At 32.7% G+C, this 20,551-nt stretch carries 17 protein-coding genes and 1 riboswitch; of the genes, 14 read left to right on the forward strand and 3 right to left on the reverse strand.

The genetic code is table 11. The features are described from left to right. The 3 genes from ACSYSW_RS05465 (at position 1) to uvrA (ending at position 4,146) form a co-directional block, all read left to right on the forward strand. On the forward strand, positions 1-456 hold the full coding sequence (locus tag ACSYSW_RS05465; protein WP_491706087.1) for a DNA polymerase III subunit chi: 456 nt from the start codon (positions 1-3) through the stop codon (positions 454-456). A gap of 161 nt (positions 457-617) precedes the next feature. Further along, positions 618-1,100, forward strand: coding sequence for a NanQ anomerase/TabA/YiaL family protein (locus ACSYSW_RS05470; protein ID WP_491706013.1), 483 nt, complete (start codon positions 618-620; stop codon positions 1,098-1,100). A gap of 214 nt (positions 1,101-1,314) precedes the next feature. Then, positions 1,315-4,146 (forward strand): excinuclease ABC subunit UvrA, encoded by a 2,832-nt coding sequence (gene uvrA / locus ACSYSW_RS05475; protein WP_491706086.1) that lies wholly within the window; start codon positions 1,315-1,317, stop codon positions 4,144-4,146. A gap of 255 nt (positions 4,147-4,401) precedes the next feature. On the opposite strand, the gene ydiK is transcribed toward uvrA, so the two are convergent. Beyond that, positions 4,402-5,457 (reverse strand): AI-2E family transporter YdiK, encoded by a 1,056-nt coding sequence (gene ydiK, locus ACSYSW_RS05480; RefSeq protein ID WP_491706012.1) that lies wholly within the window; start codon positions 5,455-5,457, stop codon positions 4,402-4,404. A 121-nt stretch (positions 5,458-5,578) separates the two neighbouring features. Between ydiK and eco the strand changes: the two genes are divergently transcribed. The 11 genes from eco to brnQ all read left to right on the forward strand — a co-directional run bounded on the left by eco (position 5,579) and on the right by brnQ (position 18,172). After that, a complete protein-coding gene (gene eco, locus ACSYSW_RS05485) occupies positions 5,579-6,070 on the forward strand; it encodes a serine protease inhibitor ecotin (protein ID WP_491706011.1) in 492 nt (163 codons plus the stop codon). A gap of 299 nt (positions 6,071-6,369) precedes the next feature. After that, positions 6,370-7,479, forward strand: coding sequence for an extracellular solute-binding protein (locus tag ACSYSW_RS05490; RefSeq protein ID WP_491706085.1), 1,110 nt, complete (start codon positions 6,370-6,372; stop codon positions 7,477-7,479). A 217-nt stretch (positions 7,480-7,696) separates the two neighbouring features. After that, positions 7,697-8,791 carry a putrescine ABC transporter ATP-binding subunit PotG gene (gene potG, locus ACSYSW_RS05495; protein WP_491706084.1) on the forward strand — a complete coding sequence of 365 codons (1,095 nt, stop codon included), beginning with the start codon at positions 7,697-7,699 and terminating at the stop codon, positions 8,789-8,791. Between the two features lie 213 nt (positions 8,792-9,004). Continuing rightward, entirely contained in the window at positions 9,005-9,979 is a 975-nt protein-coding gene (gene potH, locus ACSYSW_RS05500) for a putrescine ABC transporter permease PotH (RefSeq protein WP_491706083.1), read from the forward strand. 165 nt (positions 9,980-10,144) lie between these two features. After that, entirely contained in the window at positions 10,145-10,975 is an 831-nt protein-coding gene (locus ACSYSW_RS05505) for an ABC transporter permease subunit (RefSeq protein ID WP_491706082.1), read from the forward strand. A gap of 101 nt (positions 10,976-11,076) precedes the next feature. Beyond that, positions 11,077-11,241, forward strand: a riboswitch (FMN riboswitch). A 172-nt stretch (positions 11,242-11,413) separates the two neighbouring features. Beyond that, positions 11,414-12,055, forward strand: a complete 642-nt coding sequence (gene ribB, locus ACSYSW_RS05510) for a 3,4-dihydroxy-2-butanone-4-phosphate synthase (RefSeq protein WP_491706010.1) — start codon at positions 11,414-11,416, stop codon at positions 12,053-12,055. 250 nt (positions 12,056-12,305) lie between these two features. Then, positions 12,306-13,226, forward strand: a complete 921-nt coding sequence (locus ACSYSW_RS05515; RefSeq protein ID WP_491706009.1) for an alpha/beta hydrolase — start codon at positions 12,306-12,308, stop codon at positions 13,224-13,226. A 267-nt stretch (positions 13,227-13,493) separates the two neighbouring features. Beyond that, complete coding sequence (locus ACSYSW_RS05520; protein WP_491706008.1) at positions 13,494-15,716, forward strand: TonB-dependent siderophore receptor; 2,223 nt, start codon at positions 13,494-13,496, stop codon at positions 15,714-15,716. 422 nt (positions 15,717-16,138) lie between these two features. Then, complete coding sequence (locus tag ACSYSW_RS05525) at positions 16,139-16,468, forward strand: DMT family transporter (protein WP_491706007.1); 330 nt, start codon at positions 16,139-16,141, stop codon at positions 16,466-16,468. Positions 16,469-16,486: 18 nt separating this feature from the next. Next, positions 16,487-16,801 (forward strand): DMT family transporter, encoded by a 315-nt coding sequence (locus ACSYSW_RS05530; RefSeq protein WP_491706006.1) that lies wholly within the window; start codon positions 16,487-16,489, stop codon positions 16,799-16,801. A gap of 33 nt (positions 16,802-16,834) precedes the next feature. Continuing rightward, positions 16,835-18,172 carry a branched-chain amino acid transport system II carrier protein gene (gene brnQ, locus ACSYSW_RS05535; RefSeq protein ID WP_491706005.1) on the forward strand — a complete coding sequence of 446 codons (1,338 nt, stop codon included), beginning with the start codon at positions 16,835-16,837 and terminating at the stop codon, positions 18,170-18,172. A 126-nt stretch (positions 18,173-18,298) separates the two neighbouring features. Here the strand turns inward: brnQ and ACSYSW_RS05540 are convergent, their stop codons facing one another. Further along, a complete protein-coding gene (locus ACSYSW_RS05540) occupies positions 18,299-18,901 on the reverse strand; it encodes a peroxiredoxin C (protein WP_491706004.1) in 603 nt (200 codons plus the stop codon). A 216-nt stretch (positions 18,902-19,117) separates the two neighbouring features. Beyond that, positions 19,118-20,443 carry an ATP-dependent RNA helicase SrmB gene (gene srmB, locus ACSYSW_RS05545; RefSeq protein ID WP_491706003.1) on the reverse strand — a complete coding sequence of 442 codons (1,326 nt, stop codon included), beginning with the start codon at positions 20,441-20,443 and terminating at the stop codon, positions 19,118-19,120. Positions 20,444-20,551: the final 108 nt, after the last annotated feature.

The following is a 20,551-nucleotide window of genomic DNA, read 5'->3' on the forward strand; positions in this document are numbered from 1 at the left end:
ATTAAAAAAGTAATTTTTTATTTGATCGAAAATACTTCCTTAATGAATGAGCAAGGCGAACTTTTTCATGAACGTCTTGCTTGTGAGCAAATTGCTTCTGCCTGGCAAACAAGAAAACGTGTAATGGTAACTTGTCAAGATAAAGCGCAAGCAGAACGCATTGATGAGGCACTTTGGCAGCTCAATCCGGATCAGTTTGTTCCCCATAATTTAGCAGGTGAAGGGCTTAAGAATGGTTCGCCTATAGAGATTAGTTGGTCTGAAAAAAGAACAACTGATAAAAGGCAATTATTGATTGTCTTACAAGAACAGTGCCCAGAATTTTCGTCAATTTATCAAGAAATTATCGATTTTGTTCCTAATGATGAGAGATTGAAATCATTAGCACGCGAGCGATATAAAATATATAAAGACCTCGGTTTTAATATAAAAACGATTCCGATTTTAATACCATAAATCGCTATTAAAGTTTTATACCTAAGTATATACTTCGTTCTATGCTTATTTTTTGATAAAAATTTAAAATGTTAATTAAAATTTGTGAACGAATGACATTTTTTACAAGTAATTTCATAGTAAGCAATATCTAATGTAATGTTAAAAGAAAGGATTTATTTATGATTATAGGCAATATTAATCATCTAAGGCTGACTCCCTATTTACCACCGACAATCAAACAAGCTATAGAATATATTCGAGATAATGTGAATAGTCAGACGCCTGTTGGTCGCTATTCATTACAGGGGGATAAAGTTTTTTTTATGCTTTCAAATAGCCCTACACGAAATAGAAACGAAGCCAATCCTGAATTTCATCAATCCTATATTGATGTACAAATTATTCTTGATGGTATCGAAGGGATGGCGGTTTCGACTTTACCACCTTATACTGAAATTATTGAAGATAATTTAAATGATAATGATATTGCATTTATAAAAACACCATCTGAAGAAACCGTCATTAACTTACAGAGTGATGATTTTATTGTTCTCTATCCACATGAAGTCCATAAACCTTTATGTTTGGTTGATGAAAAATATCCTACTATTCGAAAAATTGTCGTTAAGATTGCTATCGATTGCCTTGATAGCGGAAAATAAAAATATAAGTGATACAAATTAATTAAAATTAATCAGAAAATCAGAAAGAGTAATAATATAACGTTCAGGGTTTTAATTTAATTTTACTGTATTGAATATTTCACCTATCTTATTTATTTAATTGCATTTTTATTGAAATTGAATATATAATGTACAGTTGTTTTTTATTTTATTTGTCTAAAAATAGACTAAACCTAAGAAGAAATTCATGTCAATAAAAGATATCGATATTCGTGGTGCTAGAACGCACAATTTAAAAAATATCAATGTAACTATTCCTCGTGATAAATTCGTTGTAATTACAGGATTATCAGGATCTGGTAAATCATCATTAGCATTTGATACATTATATGCTGAAGGGCAACGGCGCTATGTCGAATCTTTATCAGCTTATGCTCGCCAATTCTTATCCTTAATGGAAAAACCCGATGTTGATCATATTGAAGGCTTATCACCGGCTATATCTATTGAACAAAAATCGACGTCGCATAATCCGCGTTCAACGGTTGGAACTATTACTGAAATTTATGACTATTTACGGTTATTATTTGCTCGTATAGGGGAGCCACGTTGCCCTGAGCATGATTTACCTTTAGCGGCACAAACAGTTTCACAAATGGTTGATAGCATTATGAGTTTACCTAACGATAAACGTTATATGCTCTTAGCACCGGTTATAACCGAACGAAAAGGCGAATTTGTTAAATTATTTGAACAACTTGCGGCAAGTGGGTACATTCGTGTCAGGGTTGATGGTGATATTTATGATTTATCTGATCCACCTAAACTTGAATTACAAAAGAAACATACCATCGAGGTTGTTGTCGACCGTTTTAAAATTCGCGATGATTTAAAATTACGTTTAGCTGAATCGCTTGAAACGGCACTTGCCATTACAAATGGAATTGTTAAGGTCGCAAATCTTGATGATCCTAATGCGGAAGAATTACTTTTTTCGGCTAATTTTGCGTGTCCAATTTGTGGTTATAGTATATCAGAACTTGAACCACGATTATTTTCATTTAATAATCCGGCAGGAGCATGTCCTGATTGTGATGGTCTTGGCGTGCAACAATTTTTTGATGCTAAACGAATTGTACTTATGCCCGAGGTCTCTTTAGCTGCAGGTGCTATAAAAGGTTGGGATAGACGTAATTTTTATTATTTTCAAATGCTAAAATCGTTAGCAGAACATTATGAGTTTGATATTGATCTTCCTTACGAAAAGTTACCAGCTAAAATTAAAGATATTTTATTAAATGGTTCAGGGCAAACTGAAATTCAATTTGTTTATACCAATGATCGTGGCGATGTGGTTAAACGTAAACATACTTTTGAAGGGATTTTAAATAATTTAAGTCGGCGCTATAAAGAAACTGATTCGCAAACAATTCGCGAAGAATTATCTAAATATATTAGTAATCGCTCATGCCCAACATGTGGTGGGTCACGGTTATGTTCTGATGCAAGGCATGTCTTTATCCAAAATACCAATTTGCCAACGATATCGGATTTAAGTATCAAACAAGCTAAAACATTTTTTGATGATCTTAAACTTACTGGCCAACGTGCGAAAATTGCCGAAAAGATCTTACAAGAAATTAATGATCGCTTAAAATTTTTAATTAATGTTGGATTAGATTATTTAACCTTATCGCGATCTGCTGAAACGTTATCAGGTGGTGAGGCGCAGCGTATTCGTCTTGCAAGTCAAATTGGGGCAGGTCTAGTTGGTGTTATGTATGTATTAGATGAACCTTCAATTGGTTTACATCAACGTGATAATACGCGTTTGATAAATACACTAACCCATCTTCGTGATTTAGGAAATACAGTAATTGTTGTTGAGCACGACGAAGAAGCAATTTTAGCAGCTGATCATGTTATCGATATTGGACCTGGTGCAGGTGTTCATGGAGGTCAAGTTGTCGCAGAAGGAACGCCTAAACAAATTATGGCAAATAAAAATTCTTTAACTGGTAAATATTTATCAGGTAAAGAAAAAATTATGATCCCTAATACACGCACAAAAATGGATAAATCACGTCAATTATCATTGATAGGCGCGACAGGAAATAATTTAAAAAATGTTACTTTAAATATTCCGGTGGGTTTATTTACTTGTGTAACCGGGGTATCGGGATCAGGTAAATCTACGTTAATTAATGATACTTTATATCCACTTGCGCAAAATGAATTAAATGGTGCTGAAAAGAGTGATATTGCACCTTATAAATCGATAAAAGGTTTAGAACATTTTGATAAGGTTATTGCTATCGATCAAAGCCCTATAGGGCGTACACCAAGGTCTAATCCTGCTACTTACACTGGTTTTTTTACATCCATCCGAGAACTCTATGCTGGAGTACCAGAATCTAGGGCGCGCGGTTATACCCCCGGTCGTTTTAGTTTTAATGTCAAAGGGGGGCGCTGTGAAGCATGTCAAGGAGATGGATTAATTAAAGTTGAAATGCATTTTTTACCAGATATTTATGTTCCGTGTGATCAATGTCATGGTAAACGTTATAATCGTGAAACACTGGAAATAAAATACAAAGGAAAAGATATTAACGAAATTCTTAACATGACGGTTGAAGAAGGGCGTAAATTCTTTGAACCTGTACCGATGATTGCTCGCAAATTGCAAACATTGGTTGATGTAGGATTGTCCTACATTACTATTGGACAATCAGCGACGACATTATCAGGTGGTGAAGCTCAGCGTATTAAATTAGCTAAAGAATTATCTAAACGTGATACGGGTAATACTTTATATATTCTTGATGAACCGACAACTGGGCTTCATTTTGCTGATGTTAAGCAATTATTAAGCCAGTTACATTTATTAAGAGATAAAGGCAATACAATTGTTGTCATTGAACATAATTTAGATGTTATCAAAACTGCCGATTGGATAGTCGATTTAGGACCTGAAGGTGGGAGCGGTGGTGGTGAAATTATTGCCGAAGGGACACCTGAAAGTGTTGCTAAATCAACTAAATCACATACTGGTCGCTATCTAAAAGCGGTATTAGAAAAAGAGTAAGTAAAAGAGTTATTAATGAAAATAATAAATTACGGAATAATAAAGTTGAAGCAGTTAAAGAAATGACTTTAAACTGAAAATAAATTCCCAAATTTATGACTTTCTGCGAATTTATATGCCTTATAGTAAGATAGAGAGGGTGTATAATATATATCAGCTCATTGGCGGTATATGCCGCTAATGAGCTTACTCTTCAATAATCATTTAGCCTTCTAAATTTATTAATTTATAATATTAAATATGTAGAGGATCTTTTTAAGAAGACTGTTCATTTATCCAAGCATAAATCAGATTATAGCTTAATGCTAAAACGACAGGACCGATAAATAAACCCATTAATCCGAAAGCAAATAATCCACCAATTACACCAAATAAGATAAGCAAGAAAGGCAAATCAGCTCCTTTTTTGATTAAATATGCTCTCATTAAACTATCTAGAACAGTTAAAATAAGTGCGACTACTATTAAAACTCCCGCAAAAACAGGATGCCCATCCCAGAATTGCCAAGCAATGCAACCAAGCATTACAATGACAGGCCCTATTTGGGCGACGCAACAAATAAATAAAATTAATGTCAAAATAGCTGCATAAGGCATATTTGTGATGACAAAACTGATACCACCGATTAACGTTAATGTAATAGCTGTTAATACGACACCTAAAGCAACCGCTCTTATTGATTGCCCTGCAAGTGTTAATGTTGAAGCACCATATTGACTTGATACGCGATTAGCAAATAAATAAATATATTTATTGATAGCTTCGCCTTTTAAATACATTAAGGCACTAAAGATTATCATAATGGCTCCATGAAATAGGAATGAGCCAATGTTAGTAATTTTTTCAATAAGCCAAGGTATCATTTTGCCAATATGTGGCTGTATTTGTTTAATCAGTTCACTACCATCGTTACTAATTAAATCTAACCATTTTTGATGAATTTCATCGCCAAAAACAGGAATATTATTTAACCAGTCAAGCGTTGGTGGAGAATGGGATGATAGATTTCTAGCTGAATCAATTAGAAATTGTCCATTTTTAGCAATACTAAAAATAATTAATACAAAAGGGATAACACAAACGATTGTTAAAATTATCATCATAACGATAACTGACAAGAGGCGTTTATTAAATAGTTTTTTCTGAATTTTTATCATTAAAGGCCATGTAGCAATGACCACCATAACAGCCCAGAAGAATCCAAATAAAAAAACTTGTACAACTTCATAAGTAACAATAATAAGAAGACCAATTAATAATAAATTTAAAATTAATTTCAATAAATCTATCGTATTTTTTTCTGGTGCCATGTTATGACCATAGTAATTTATTTAAACGGTGTTATTATACTCATTATTAGAAAAAAGCCCATATCTGATTTTTAGTCACTATTATGTTATAGATCAGAATTTTTTTATAGGAGAAAAACAAGTGCGTAAAATATTACTCGTCACATTAATTGGACTTTCATTAACAGCTTGTTCGCATTCCGCGAAAGATCAAAGCAACAAAAATCTTAATGATGTGGCACCTTACCCTGAAGCGAGCGCGGGTTATACGCGTTATGCAATTAATCTTCCATTTCTAAAAAATGAAAATAATGCCAAGGTTGAATTGGTCATTGGTAAAGAAATGAAAGTGGATTGTAATATTCATCGTTATTCGGCGACCATTAAACAAGAAGAATTAAAAGGATGGGGATATTCTTATTATGTTGTTGATAAAGTCAACGAAGGGATCTCGACCTTAATGGCATGTCCTGAAAATAGTACTAAAACTCAATTTGTACAATTTGATGATGGGTTAGGTTTATTACCTTACAATAGCCAATTACCAATAGTTATTTATGTGCCAAGTGATATTAAAGTCGACTATCGTATCTGGCAGAAGGATAACAAAACATTACATGCGAAAAGTGAATAAATAATCGTTATTTAATGTGATTTTTTCTGACAAATAAGTGCCTAAAATTTAGGCGCTTATTTGTAAAATGCTTAATATGTGTTTTTTTATCTAGACATATTAAAAAAATCAGGTATTTTATGCCCGTAATACAGGATTAACTCTATATATTCTTTACGATATATTGGATCTGTCATTGCCTGATATTACCTAGGTTTCGCCAAGTTTTTTTGTATTTTTAAATGGTAAAATTTGGGGGTTTACTATTTTTAGTAAACTTGTGTTTAACATGTAATATCCCTTGAGGAGAAATGGTGAGCATGTTTAGTAAACGTAAATTAATTCTATCTATTATTGCTAGTGTTACATTAGCTTTATCTCATTCCGCAATTGCTAAAGAACGCGTAGTTAATTTTTACAATTGGGCGGGTCAAATTGGTAATCAAACTATTCCAGATTTTGAATCAGAAACGGGCATTAAAGTCATTTATGATGTCTATGATTCAAATGAAGTTTTAGAAGGTAAATTAATGGCAGGCCATTCTGGCTATGATGTCGTGTCACCATCGGATAGTTTTTTAGCACGTCAAATTAAAGCCGATATCTATCTTCCATTAGATAAAAGTAAATTGCCGAATTGGAAAAATCTTGATCCTAATTTGATGAAATTAATGGCAAATCATGATCCGGATAATAAATATGCTATACCCTATGTATGGATGACAACGGGGATTGGCTATAATATTGATAAAGTTAAAGAACGCTTAGGTGACGATGCGCCTGTTGATAGCTGGGATTTAGTTTTTAAACCAGAAAATATGGAAAAACTCAAAGATTGCGGTGTCGCATTTTTAGATGCACCGACCGAAATCTTTGCGAGCGCGCTTCGATATTTAAATAAAGATCCAAATAGTACTGATGCGAAAGATTATACAGGTGCTGCATTTGATTTATTATCAAAAGTTCGTCCAAATATTCGTTATTTCCACTCATCTCAATATATAAGCGATCTCGCTAATGGTGATATTTGTGTTATTTTAGGATGGTCAGGGGATATCCTTCAATCACGTGATAGAGCTAACGAAGCAAATAACGGTGTTCATATTGGATATCAAATTCCAAAACAAGGAGCTCTCGTCTTTTTTGATACTCTAGCTATTCCAAAAGATGCAAAAGATGTTGATGAAGCTTATGAATTTTTAAATTTCATTATGAAACCACAAATCGCAGCGCAAGTGACAAATGATGTGAAATTTGCGAGTGCTAATAAAGTAGCTAATGATGAATATGTAAAACCCGAAATAAAAAATGATCCTGCAATTTATCCAAAGCCTGAAGTGATGGAAAAATTATTTACCCTAACAGTTAAAGATCCTAAACTTGAACGTGTAATTACACGTACCTGGACAAAATTGAAAACAGGTAAATAAAATTGAAACAATAAGTAATTTTTTAGATAAATTTATAGATTTTAGAATCAATTAAATTTATCTTAATAAAAGCTTAATAATTTCAATATTATGCGGATTAATAAAAAAGGCGGAGAGATTAAAAAAATCTTTCCGTCTCGTTTTTTTTGGCTTGTTGTTATGAGGAAAAGTGATAGTGAATAATAAAACAACAATTCAGGTTCAGCCTAAAAAAAAGATGATCACCCCATTATTGGAGATCAAAAATTTAACAAAAGTATTTAACGATGATTATTATGCAGTTGATGATGTTAATCTAACTATTTATAAAGGCGAAATTTTTGCTTTATTAGGTGCATCAGGTAGTGGTAAATCCACGTTATTGCGTATGTTAGCCGGGTTTGAACAACCCACGGCTGGTCAAATAATTCTCGACGGCATTGATCTATCACAAGTACCTCCTTATAAACGTCCGATTAATATGATGTTTCAATCGTATGCTCTTTTTCCTCACATGACTGTTGAACAAAATATTGCTTTTGGTTTAAAGCAAGATAATTTAAATCGCGATGAAATAGATAGACGTGTCACAGAAATGTTAGCTTTAGTACATATGGAGCAATTTGGTAAACGTAAACCTCACCAACTATCAGGCGGTCAACGTCAGCGCGTTGCATTAGCAAGAAGTCTTGCAAAACGTCCAAAATTATTATTGCTTGATGAACCAATGGGCGCATTAGATAAGCAACTGCGCGATCGAATGCAATTAGAGGTAGTAAACATCCTTGAACAAGTGGGTGCGACTTGTGTAATGGTAACTCATGATCAAGAAGAAGCCATGACCATGGCAGGACGGATTGCCATTATGAATAAAGGTCAATTTGTGCAAATTGGTGAACCTGAAGAAATTTATGAACATCCTAACAGTAGTTATAGTGCCGAATTTATTGGATCTGTTAATATTTTTGAAGGTGTTTTACAAGAAACGCTAGATGATGGACTTATAATTAATTGCCCAACTATCAAGCATCCTTTAAAAGTGGACTATGATTCACCGGTTGTTGAAGGTGTTCCAATAAAAATCGCTTTACGCCCTGAAAAAATCAAATTGTGTCAAGAAATTCCCGAAGAAGGTTATAATTTTGCTATTGGTGAAGTGGCTGAAATTGCTTATCTCGGTGATTTATCTATTTATCATGTTAGATTACAAAGTGGGCAAATTATTATTGCACAGTTGCAAAATGAATATCGTTATCGTAAAGGGATGCCAACATGGGGAGATGATATGTATCTCTATTGGGATGTTGACAGCCTTGTAGTACTTCCTGAATAAATAAAAGAGGAAATTATGATGCGAAAACTCATATTGAGTATTTTGTTAAATGCTCTTTTATTCTTAGCATTTTATATTTATTTAAGTCAAAGTGATATAAACGGTTGGGTAGTAGAAACTGTCATAATAGCGTTATTTTGCGGATTGCTACTCGCGTGTTTTGGTTTATATTTACTTAATTATAGACCATCGAAATTCGCTTATGATCTGATTATGATAGGAAGTATTATTTTTATACCAACAGGTATTTACACGGTTTATTTATGTGAAATACAGAAAAGAAATACTTCAAATGATTCTGATTTAATGACGTTATATGGTCGTATTGCCGTAATAATTATTCCATATCTATGGATGTTATTATTATTTTTATTACCATTTTTAATCGTCTTTAAAATTAGTTTTGCTGAAATGATATCGGCAATTCCACCTTATACGCCGTTGGCATTTTTTGAAGATAACATTATTAATATCAGTATAAATATAGGTAATTATTTTAATTTAGTTACTGAATCTTTGTATATTAATGCTTATTTACAATCGTTAAAGATTGCAGCGATTTCGACATTTTTATGTATCTTACTTGGTTATCCTTTAGCTTGGGCAATTACACAGTGTAAACCGATTACCCGCAATGTATTATTATTGTTAATTATTATTCCTTCGTGGACCTCTTTTTTGATTCGCGTTTATGCATGGATGGGGATCTTAAAAAATAATGGTTTACTTAATAATTTCTTAGAATGGCTAGGAATTATTGATCAGCCTTTAATTATTCTAAATACGAATGTGGCTGTTTATATTGGTATTGTGTATTCCTATTTACCGTTTGTTGTTCTCCCAATATATACCTCATTAAGTAAAATCGATAATACTTTAATAGAAGCCGCTTTGGATTTAGGTTGTAAACCATTGAAGACATTTTTTAAAATTATTGTTCCATTGACTAAAGGTGGTGTTATTGCTGGCGGTATGTTGGTTTTCATTCCAGCTGTTGGTGAATATGTTATTCCTGAATTATTAGGTGGATCGGATACGATTATGATTGGTCGTCAGCTTTGGGATGAATTTTCTAAAAATCGAGATTGGCCGGCAGCATCAGCGGTTGCATCGGTTATGTTATTGATTTTAATTGTTCCGATATTTTACTTTAATAAATTTCAAAACCGCCAAACAGGGGAGAAATAAATGAAAAATCTATCTATCATTATTCGCTCTAGTTGGATAGTTTTTTTTGCAACGCTAATCGGATCTTATGTCTTAACTTTATTAGTTTCATCGTCTGGCTTTTCGGCGGCGACAGAGTTAAATACTTATGTCGGGTGTTTGGTTTTTAGTTTGATTGTCACACTAATAATCACATTGGCATTATTATTAAAAAGTCTTAAAGGTTTAATTTTAATACTAGTCTTTGGATTTTTGTATATTCCTATGATTATGCTTGTTATTTATTCATTTAATGAATCAAGACTTGTGACTGTATGGTCGGGATTTTCTGTTAAATGGTATTTTGAATTAATGCATAATGAAGCCTTGAGAGATGCGGTTTGTTTAAGTTTATTAATTGCCTGTGGCGCAGCGACAATGGCGACGATATTAGGTACCTTAGCATCTTATGCACTTGTTCGTTATAGAAAATTTAAAGGATCGAATTTATTCTCTTTTATGACAACTGCGCCATTAGTTATGCCTGATGTTATTACAGGTCTATCACTCTTATTATTATTTGTTGCATTAGGTCAATTTATCGAATTATTTCAAGTACGTGGTGCTTTGACAATTTTATTGGCACATATTACCTTTTGTTCCGCTTATGTTATTGTCGTTGTCAGTTCTCGATTACGAGAATTAGATAAATCGATTGAAGAAGCAGCGTTAGATCTCGGTGCTAATCCATTAAAAGTATTTTTTGTCATTACTTTACCAATGATAGCACCAGCTTTATTATCTGGGTGGTTATTAGCTTTTACTTTATCACTAGATGATGTTGTGATTGCAAGTTTTGTTACTGGACCTGGCGCAACCACTTTACCAATGCTTATTTTCTCAAAAGTAAAATTAGGTGTGGATCCGCAGATAAATGCATTGGCGACTATTATTTTATTTATTGTTGGGTTAATCGGATTTATTTCATGGATAATCATTCGTCGATCGGAAAAACGGGAGCTTAAAGCAAATCGTTAATATTAATGTAAAAAGATTGTTCAAATAAGCACCTTCTTTTTATAAATTAGTATTAAATATTTTGTAATTGTATTAAAGTTAAAAGGTCAATCTTTAGTTGACAAAATTCTCAGGGCGGGGTGGAAGTCCCCACCGGTGGTATAGCCCACGAGCGCTTAATAGTGAATTAAAAATAACGGGTATGTTATTGCTAATAATATTAAGGACTAGCAGATTTGGTGAAATTCCAAAGCCGACAGTTAAAGTCTGGATAAAAGAGAGTGGCTTATCTTTCCTAATTTGCCTACGCAAAATTATTCTAGTCAAGCACAGCCCTGATTCTGGTATGTAATTCATTAATATATTTAATAAAATGATATACAACTGTTGATAATTTAATTCATTAAACTATCAAAATTATTAATGAAGTTTTTAATCAAAAGGATATAGGTAATTACCATGAATCAGTTTAATTTAAATCAATTTGGATTCCCAATTGAACGTGTTAAAAAAGCAATATTAGCCATTTGTGAAGGTAATGGTGTTTTAGTGTTGGATGATGAAAATCGTGAAAACGAAGGGGATATTATTTTTGCTGCTCAAACTATAACACCAAAGCAAATGGCGTTAACAATTCGACATGGCAGTGGCATTGTATGTTTATGCTTACCTCAAGCAAAATGCGATGAACTTGAGTTACCTATGATGGTTGCAAATAATACGAGCAAAAATAATACGGCTTTTACCATTTCTATCGAAGCGGCAAAAGGGGTAACTACGGGCGTTTCAGCACAAGATCGTGTGACAACAATTAAAGCGGCAGTAGCTGATGATGCTAAAGCGTGTGATCTTAATCATCCTGGTCATGTTTTTCCATTAGTAGCCAAAGAAGGAGGCGTTTTAATGCGCCGAGGCCATACTGAAGCCTCAATCGACTTAGTCACTATGGCAGGATTTCAACCAGCAGCCGTATTATGTGAATTAACGAATGACGATGGTACAATGGCAAGAATGCCTGAGGTTGTTCAATTTGCCAAACAGCACAATATGCCGGTTGTTACTATTGAAGACATTGTTCAGTATCGTAAACAACAAGACTAAATATAGTTTTAATTTTGATATAAAACAATATAAATCACACAAATAATATAGTTATTAAATTATCAATAGTTAGTTAACTAAATTCATTAATAACTATATCATATAAATTGTCTGTTTAATTTTCATAAGAATTAACATAATTGTTTACTTATTAGCAATGATGATCGCTCCATAAGTTAAGTTTATATATATTATTGCATGGTTATTATGTATGTTTCGATTATTTATCTGTGTCATTATTGGATTGTTTATGATGAATAAATCTCATTCAATAGAAAATTTTAAAAGTAAATTAATTGTTCCTAATACGCACATAGAAATTTTCCATTCACAAAAAATTGGCGACTATAAAATAACCACTTATGTCCCTAATAAACCTGTTCCGCAAGAAGGCTGGCCCATTATTTATTTACTTGACGGGGATAGTTATTTTTTAGTTGCCAAAAGTATTTTAAATACACAAAGCTGTTCACGATGTAATATTCAAGATGGCATAATTGTGGCTATAGATTACCCAAATAGTGAACATGGTTATACTCGTCGAGATTTAGATTTTTTGCCTAAACCTGAATCGTTAACGTTAGAGATTTTACCTAATAAAAAAATTAATATGCCAAAACAATATGGCGGCGCAGATTTATTTTATGATTTTATCGTTAACGAAGTAAAACCACATATTGAACAACAAAATGTTATTAATAAGAATCAACAAGCCATTTTTGGTCATTCTTATGGCGGGTTATTTTTATTACATAGTTTATTAACTAAACCGCCTGTTTTTAATCAATATATAGTATCAAGTCCATCAATATGGTTTAGTGGGCAATATGTTATGCAAGAGTTAATCGATTTTTTAAAAACAGATCTGACTTTGAGCTTTAATAAAAAGCGATTACAAGTGATGATTACTGTCGGCGGTAATGAGGAATCGTTGGTTAAAACAGAAAAACAATTAGCCGTCGATCAGCAGGAATTATTATTGCAGCATCGTCAAAATAGAAAAATGATAACTGCGTCAAAACAATTTTATGAACGTTTACAAGAGGCTCAAATCAAAAATCTTCAGTTAAGTTATCAGATATATGCTAATCAAACCCATAAGACGGCACCATTAATTGCATTGCAAGATGGAATACAAATTAATTTTACTCAAAGCAATAAGAAGAATTAAATCTATTCATTCATTTTTTAAACAGCATGTTTATTTAAGTTTTCAATAAATAAAAATAGTTTATTAAGCTAATCGTTTTAATTAATTTATAGCTGTGATTATCGATTAATTGATCTCATTCATACTTAGTTGTTTTAAATATAAGCAAATAAGCAAATAATCGAATAAATAGCATTTACATTTTTATTATAAAGTTGATAATGAGAATGTTTATCATTGCTATTTTTAATTAGCAGAGAATTTATCAATCATAAAGGATTAAGATTAATGTTTAAACGTAAGTCAACTTATATATTGTCCCTTTTTGTTACCCTTGCTTGCCAAAATGTTTACGCCGAAACAACACAAGATAATAAAGATAATTATGTAGAACCTGAAGATGTTATGATCATCTCAGCAGCTGAGCAAACGCGGCAAGCCTTAGGTGCTTCTGTTATTACATCCAAAGACATTAGCAAAACACCTCCTAAAAATGATCTTTCTGAAATTATTCGTACTATGCCTGGCGTTAATTTAACGGGTAATTCGGCTAGTGGACAACGTGGTAATAACCGTCAAATTGATATTCGTGGTATGGGTCCTGAAAATACATTAATTATGATTGATGGAAAACCTGTTAAAAGTCGTACGTCAGTGCGATATGGTTGGCGAGGAGAGCGAGATACGCGTGGCGATTCTAACTGGGTTCCTGTTGATGCGATTGATCGTATTGATGTTATTCGAGGACCTGCTGCTGCACGTTATGGTGACGGAGCTGCCGGCGGTGTTGTCAATATTATTACCAAACGAACAACGCAAGAATGGCATGGCTCTTTAAATAGTTATATCAATTCCCCAAGACATAAAGATGAAGGCGCAACCAAACGGACCGACTTTTTATTATCAGGTGGTTTAACTGATTCATTAAGTATGCGACTTTACGGTAATATAAATAAGACGGATTCGGATAAATGGGATATCAATAAAGGACATGCAATCGATCCAACTTCAATGCCAGCAGGGCGAGAAGGGGTACGCAATAAGGATATTAACGGATTGTTACATTGGGACATGACGGATAAACAGTCTTTAGAATTCGAAGTGGGTAACAGCCGTCAAGGCAATATTTATGCGGGTGATACGCAAAATAATAAACCAAACGAAATTGTTAATAATCTTTATAAACATGAAACTAATCGCATGTATCGTCAGAATTATACCTTAACCCATCGAGGTTATTGGGATAATGGTGTAAATAGTTTATCTTATATTCAGTTAGAAAAAACACATAATAGTCGCATAAAAGAAGGTTTAGCCGGTGCGACAGAAGGGCGTTTTGAAAAAAATTCATTTACAACAACCAAGTCAGATAATATTACGCTACATAATGAAACGAATGTACCTTTAAACCTTTCTTTACCGCAAACATTAACGATTGGATCCGAATATAGCCATCAACGGATGAAAGATCCCTCTTCAATTTCGCAGACAACCGGTATGGGGGGGAGTGTTGATGGTATTAATGATGTTAATCGTCGAAGCAAAGCTTCAGCCAGTTTATGGGGCGCTTTTTTAGAAGACAATATTGAATTAACGCCAACAACCATTTTAACACCGGCAATACGTTTTAATTATCATAGTGAAGTTGGTAACAATTGGAGCCCAGCCTTAAATTTAGCGCAAGAATTAGGTGATTTCTTTACTTTAAAATTAGGTATTGCAAGAGCTTATAAAGCCCCAAATTTATATCAAACAAATCCTAATTATTTACTCTATAGCCGCGGAAATGGCTGTAAAGATAATGTTTCATGCTATTTAATGGGTAATAAAGACTTAAAAGCAGAAACCAGCGTTAATAAAGAGATAGGTTTAGAATATCATGATAATGATGGCATGATTGCAGGCTTAACTTATTTCCGTAATGATTACCGCGATAAAATTGAGGCAGGTGACAAAGTCATACAAGTTACTGATAAAGATTCTAACGTCTTTCAATGGGAGAATATACCAAAAGCTGTTGTAGAAGGGTTTGAAGGAAGTTTTACACTACCCCTTACTTCAACAATCAATTGGCGTAATAATTTGACGTATATGCTTCAATCCAAAAATAAAAAGACGGGTAATTATTTATCGATTATTCCTAAATACACGCTTAATACGTCACTTAATTGGCAAGCAACGGATAACTTATCTTTAATTTCATCAATGACATGGTACGGAAAACAAGTACCTAACAAATACGGCTATCGTGGTGAAAAATTGGAAGACAGCTCAAGAGATGAATTAAGTCCTTATTCTATCGTTAATTTTAGTGGACAATATCAATTCAGTAAAAACTTTACTGTAACTGCCGGAATAGATAATATTTTTGATAAACGTCTTTTCCGTCGTGGTAATTCCTCAACAATTAAAAATGAAACAACGGGGCAAATCGCTTCAATCGGTGTAGGCGCTGCTACATATAATGAACCTGGACGTAGCTTTTTCTTAAGTACTAATATTTCTTTCTAATTTTTGATAAAAACTTATCGAATTAGATTAACTTTAAATATAAACAGACTAATTATATATTAACTCTTGATTAGTCTGTTTATATAAAGCTTCATTAGTTAACTATTTAAACAATCAAATGATTAAAATCTTTCTTAGTCTTGCCATTTTAACGATGGTATTATAGAATCGATATTCTTTTAAATAAAATTATGACATATCGATCAATTTCCATGTGATTAAGAATGTATTTATACATAAATAATCAACTTAAAAGCAATCAATTACGAAATAGTCATTATCTAAATAGCTAAAATTTGTTAAAAACACTTCAATACATTAAATAAATTACTATTCAAAATATATTCCCGATGAAATTAAATAAATAATCAGAAGTTTAAAACATAAAAGTTAAATATAAAAACTTCATTCGTGAGGAAATTATGTATAAACAAGAAAGAGAATGGTTATATGTTTTTTTAACCTGCTTTTTTGAATTATGTTGGATTATTGGATTTAGTACCGCAAACCAATGGTGGCAATGGCTTATTATTGTTGGAATAATTTTATTTGATTTTTCTTTCCTAACCAAAGCTTGTAAAACCATACCGACAGGTACCGTTTATGCTATATTTTCGGGGATCGGTGCAATTGGTGCGACTTTTATTGATAAAGTTTTATTTGATAAACAAATAGAGCATTCTCAATTATTCTATGTCGCATTAATCATTATTGGTGTTGTCTTACTAAAACGTTCCGACACTAAATCATAAAAAAATAAAGGAAATAAAATGGGCTGGCTATTAATTATATCTGCTTCATTTTTTGAAATAATTGGGTCAATAGGTCTTAAATTATTTTCTAAACAAAATACGCTTATTAGGCGTTTACTTTATTGGGGAGGTTTTTTTGTATCATTTGTCTTACTTTATTTTTCGCTCAGTTATATCGAATTAAGCGTCGCTTATCCAGTATGGGTAGGAATAGGCACGTCAGGAGCTGTTTTAGCTAATATGTTCCTATTTAAGGAACCCAAAAACATAACCCGCATTATTGGACTTGTGTTTATTGTAATTGGTGTAATTGGACTACACTCATCGATTTAAATATATTTGTAATAACAAGTAGTTAGGATTTTCATGTCAGTTAATTTAAAATTTTCGCAATATCTTGTCATAAGTATTGCTCTATTTGGTCTCTTTTTTGGTGCAGGTAATTTTATTTTTCCTTTAGCACTAGGTCAACAATCAGGAACGAATTATTGGTTAGCCATTAGCGGATTTTTAGTCAGTGGTATTGGTTTACCATTTTTAGGGGTATTGGCAACAGGTTATAGCAATGGAGAAAATCTTCAAAAATTAGCGGCTAAAATTCATCCCGTTTATGGTGCAATTTTTGTTATCCTCTTATATCTAACCATTGGGCCATTATTTGCTTTGCCAAGAACGGGTACTGTATCGTATGAAATTCGACTTTCATCATTTATTAATGATAAGTATCAAACGCTAGGTTTAGTCATTTATTCGATTATTTATTTTGTGTGTGCGCTTTATTTTTCACTTAATCCTAATAAAGTTGTTTTTTGGATTGGAAAAGTATTAACGCCGATTTTTTTATTATTCACCTTAATTATCATATTATTATCAATTTTTTTTCCAATGGGTGGATTGAATCAAGCACATAATGCTTATACTACGCATGCTTTTAGTCAAGGCATTTTAGACGGTTATAATACAATGGATGTGCTTGCTTCATTAGTATTTGGTTATATTATTGTCAAGGCGATAAAAAGTTACGGGGTAACTCATCCTAAACAAATTGTGACTGTTACGGCAATAGCTGGCTCAATGGGCATTTCTTTAATGGCTATTATTTATATCTCTGTCGGTTATATTGGTGTAACTAGTGTTGATACGATAGGATTATATGATGTCAATGGAGGCAGTAGTATCTTAGGTAATGTAATAGAGCATTATATGGGCGCATATGGCAGTATATTTTTAGCCCTATTAATTTTCTTTGCTTGCCTAACAACGGCAATTGGTCTAATTAGTGCATGTGCAAGTTGTTTCAATTATTATTTTCCAAAAATAAGTTATAAAAAATTTGCTATTATTGTAAGCATTGTTGCCACCTTAATTGCCAATATAGGATTATCTAATATTATTAATTTTGCGTTACCGATATTAAGATTATTATGTCCATTAACCATTTGCTTAATTCTTTTGATATTTGTCACTAAATCAAGAATTGTTTATGTCATAACAACTATTTTTACTTTTGTTCCTAGCCTTTTTGATGCGATTAACAAAGCGATCGATGTTTTTAATATTCAATCAATACCGCATTTTTTAGAAACAATTTTACATGAATATAGTTATTTTCCATTATATCAATATGGCATGAGTTGGATATTACCGATGTTTGTGGGATTATTCATAGGTCTGATTATAAATAGGGCAAGTAATAATAAATAATTATTTAATTAATTTTATTAAAAAAACGGGGTATTACCCGTTTTTAAATTATTATCGTGATAAATAACAGACAATAAAAAAACCGGCTTTAAGCGCCGGTTTTTTTATTGTCTAAGCTAAAATCAATTAAAGATCATTTGCATTTTCTTTTAAGTAGCTAGCTACGCCATCTGGGCTACCTTTCATCCCTTTTTTACCTTTTGTCCATTGCGCAGGGCAAACTTCACCATGCTCTTCATGGAATTGGAACGCATCAACAATACGTAACATTTCATCAATATTACGACCGATAGGAAGATCGTTCACAGTTTCATGACGAACAATACCGTCTTTATCAATGAAAAATGAAGCACGTAATGCTACACCAATTTCTGGATGTTCAATACCATAAGCTTGCATGATGTCATGTTTGATGTCTGCAACGATAGGGAATTTTACTTCGCCAATACCACCGGCATCTTGAGAGGTTTTACGCCATGCATTATGAACAAAAGCTGAATCCATTGAAACGCCGATAACTTCAACACCACGTTTTTTGAATTCGTCCATACGATGATCAAAAGCGATAATTTCAGACGGACATACAAAAGTAAAATCCATTGGCCAAAAGAAAACAACAGCGTATTTACCTTTAGTATGATCTGCAAAATTAAAAGAATCAACAATTTCGCCATTTCCTAAAACAGCACTTGCTGTAAAATCAGGGGCTTTACGAGTGACTAATACCATAAAATTTCTCCTTTTATTCATAAACTATTAATGTTTTATTCACAATTACCTAATAATAATTAAAATTAAACTCAAAAGAAGATCATTTTAAATTAGATAAAAATGATAATTTCATATTGTACTTCAAATATTACTTGTATTATATCAATTCAAGACGATTATCCCAGTTGCTAAAAGCAATTAATTTGATAAATACTAACTATTAATATCTTTTTATTATTCGCTAGTAGTTATTAAATTATGTTTAACAATTTTATTTTTAGGCTTACCTTTATTTTTTAAATCACGATGACGAACTTTTACCTTCACTTTTTTAGCTTCTTGTTTTTTATCATTCTTTTTTTGTTTCGCTTTAAGTGATATTTTCTTTTTGGTTACTGTTTTAGGGACTTTAGATGTCGGACGCAATTCATCAATAGTGCGACTTTTTATCGATTCATGTATGTAACGCTCAATCTTCAGTAATAGGGGATAATCATGTGCTTCAATTAAACTAATCGCCGTGCCTTTTTTTCCAGCTCTTGCTGTGCGCCCAATTCGATGTAAATAAACATCACCGGTTTTTGGTGCGTCAAAATTAATCACATGCGTAATATCATCAATATCAATGCCTCTAGCTGCGACATCGGTTGCGACTAGGATATTGCAACTTCCCGTAGTCATCCGTTTGATAGCTTCGTTACGTTTAGATTGCACCATTTCACCTTCTAAATAGCAAGTATGAATACCCGCTTGATGAAGTAAACTGACTAACTCATGCAATCTTTCGCGCTTACGGACAAAAATAATACTTTTTTTAACATCTGGTTGCTTTAATAAATGAATTAATAAGGCAACTTTATGATCTAAATCATCCGCACGATAATAAAATTGAAGAATCTTTTTACGCTCTTTGCGAGATGATTCAGCATTAATTTCAACGGGCTCTGTCAGAATTCGTTTAGCAAATTCAAGTAATCCTTCGCCTTCAAGTGTGGCAGAAAATAATAAGGTTTGTTTACGCCAACGTGTTTCGGCGGAAATAGTTTCGACATCTTGCGAGAATCCCATATCAAGCATGCGATCTGCTTCATCTAAGATCAGCATTTCAACGGCACGACAATCGAAATTTTCTTCTTTAATATATTGTAATAACCGTCCTGTTGTTGCGATAACAATATCTTGGTTTTTACTGAAAATTTCTGCATGATTCATATAAGCAACGCCGCCTGTAATAGTCGCTATACTTAAATGCGTTCCTTGTGTTAAAAGTTTTGCTTGTTCGGCTATTTGTATGGCAAGCTCACGTGTTGGTGTTAAAATTAAAATACGAGGCGGACCTGATTTATGACGAGGAAAATCTAATAAATGCTGTACGGCGGGGATCAAAAAAGCTAATGTTTTACCAGTACCTGTTGGAGCGGAACCTAAAACATCTTTACCATCTAATGCAACAGGTATGGTGCTTTCTTGAATACTCGTTGGTGTTTTAATATTTTGTTCTAGAAGATTATTAATTAAAATATCGTCTAACTGTAAATTGTTAAAGGTATCTGTTTTCATGATTATCTTTAATGAACGCGATTTACTGTTATTATAACGGTAAATCGAAAAAGTAAGGTAATTATTACTGATAAATATAAATTTATTAACCAAATCTATTCATACCAG

Source organism: Gilliamella sp. ESL1225, from assembly GCF_058502635.1.

Bases quoted from the DNA above. Each gene is read 5' to 3' on its own strand.
- ACSYSW_RS05540 (WP_491706004.1), bottom strand. From the start codon at position 18,901: ATGGTATTAGTCACTCGTAAAGCCCCTGATTTTACAGCAAGTGCTGTT.
- brnQ (WP_491706005.1), top strand. From the start codon at position 16,835: ATGTCAGTTAATTTAAAATTTTCGCAATATCTTGTCATAAGTATTGCT.
- ACSYSW_RS05530 (WP_491706006.1), top strand. From the start codon at position 16,487: ATGGGCTGGCTATTAATTATATCTGCTTCATTTTTTGAAATAATTGGG.
- srmB (WP_491706003.1), bottom strand. From the start codon at position 20,443: ATGAAAACAGATACCTTTAACAATTTACAGTTAGACGATATTTTAATT.
- ACSYSW_RS05525 (WP_491706007.1), top strand. From the start codon at position 16,139: ATGTATAAACAAGAAAGAGAATGGTTATATGTTTTTTTAACCTGCTTT.
- ACSYSW_RS05490 (WP_491706085.1), top strand. From the start codon at position 6,370: ATGTTTAGTAAACGTAAATTAATTCTATCTATTATTGCTAGTGTTACA.
- ACSYSW_RS05520 (WP_491706008.1), top strand. From the start codon at position 13,494: ATGTTTAAACGTAAGTCAACTTATATATTGTCCCTTTTTGTTACCCTT.
- potH (WP_491706083.1), top strand. From the start codon at position 9,005: ATGATAGGAAGTATTATTTTTATACCAACAGGTATTTACACGGTTTAT.
- ribB (WP_491706010.1), top strand. From the start codon at position 11,414: ATGAATCAGTTTAATTTAAATCAATTTGGATTCCCAATTGAACGTGTT.
- potG (WP_491706084.1), top strand. From the start codon at position 7,697: ATGATCACCCCATTATTGGAGATCAAAAATTTAACAAAAGTATTTAAC.
- ACSYSW_RS05470 (WP_491706013.1), top strand. From the start codon at position 618: ATGATTATAGGCAATATTAATCATCTAAGGCTGACTCCCTATTTACCA.
- ACSYSW_RS05515 (WP_491706009.1), top strand. From the start codon at position 12,306: ATGATGAATAAATCTCATTCAATAGAAAATTTTAAAAGTAAATTAATT.
- ydiK (WP_491706012.1), bottom strand. From the start codon at position 5,457: ATGGCACCAGAAAAAAATACGATAGATTTATTGAAATTAATTTTAAAT.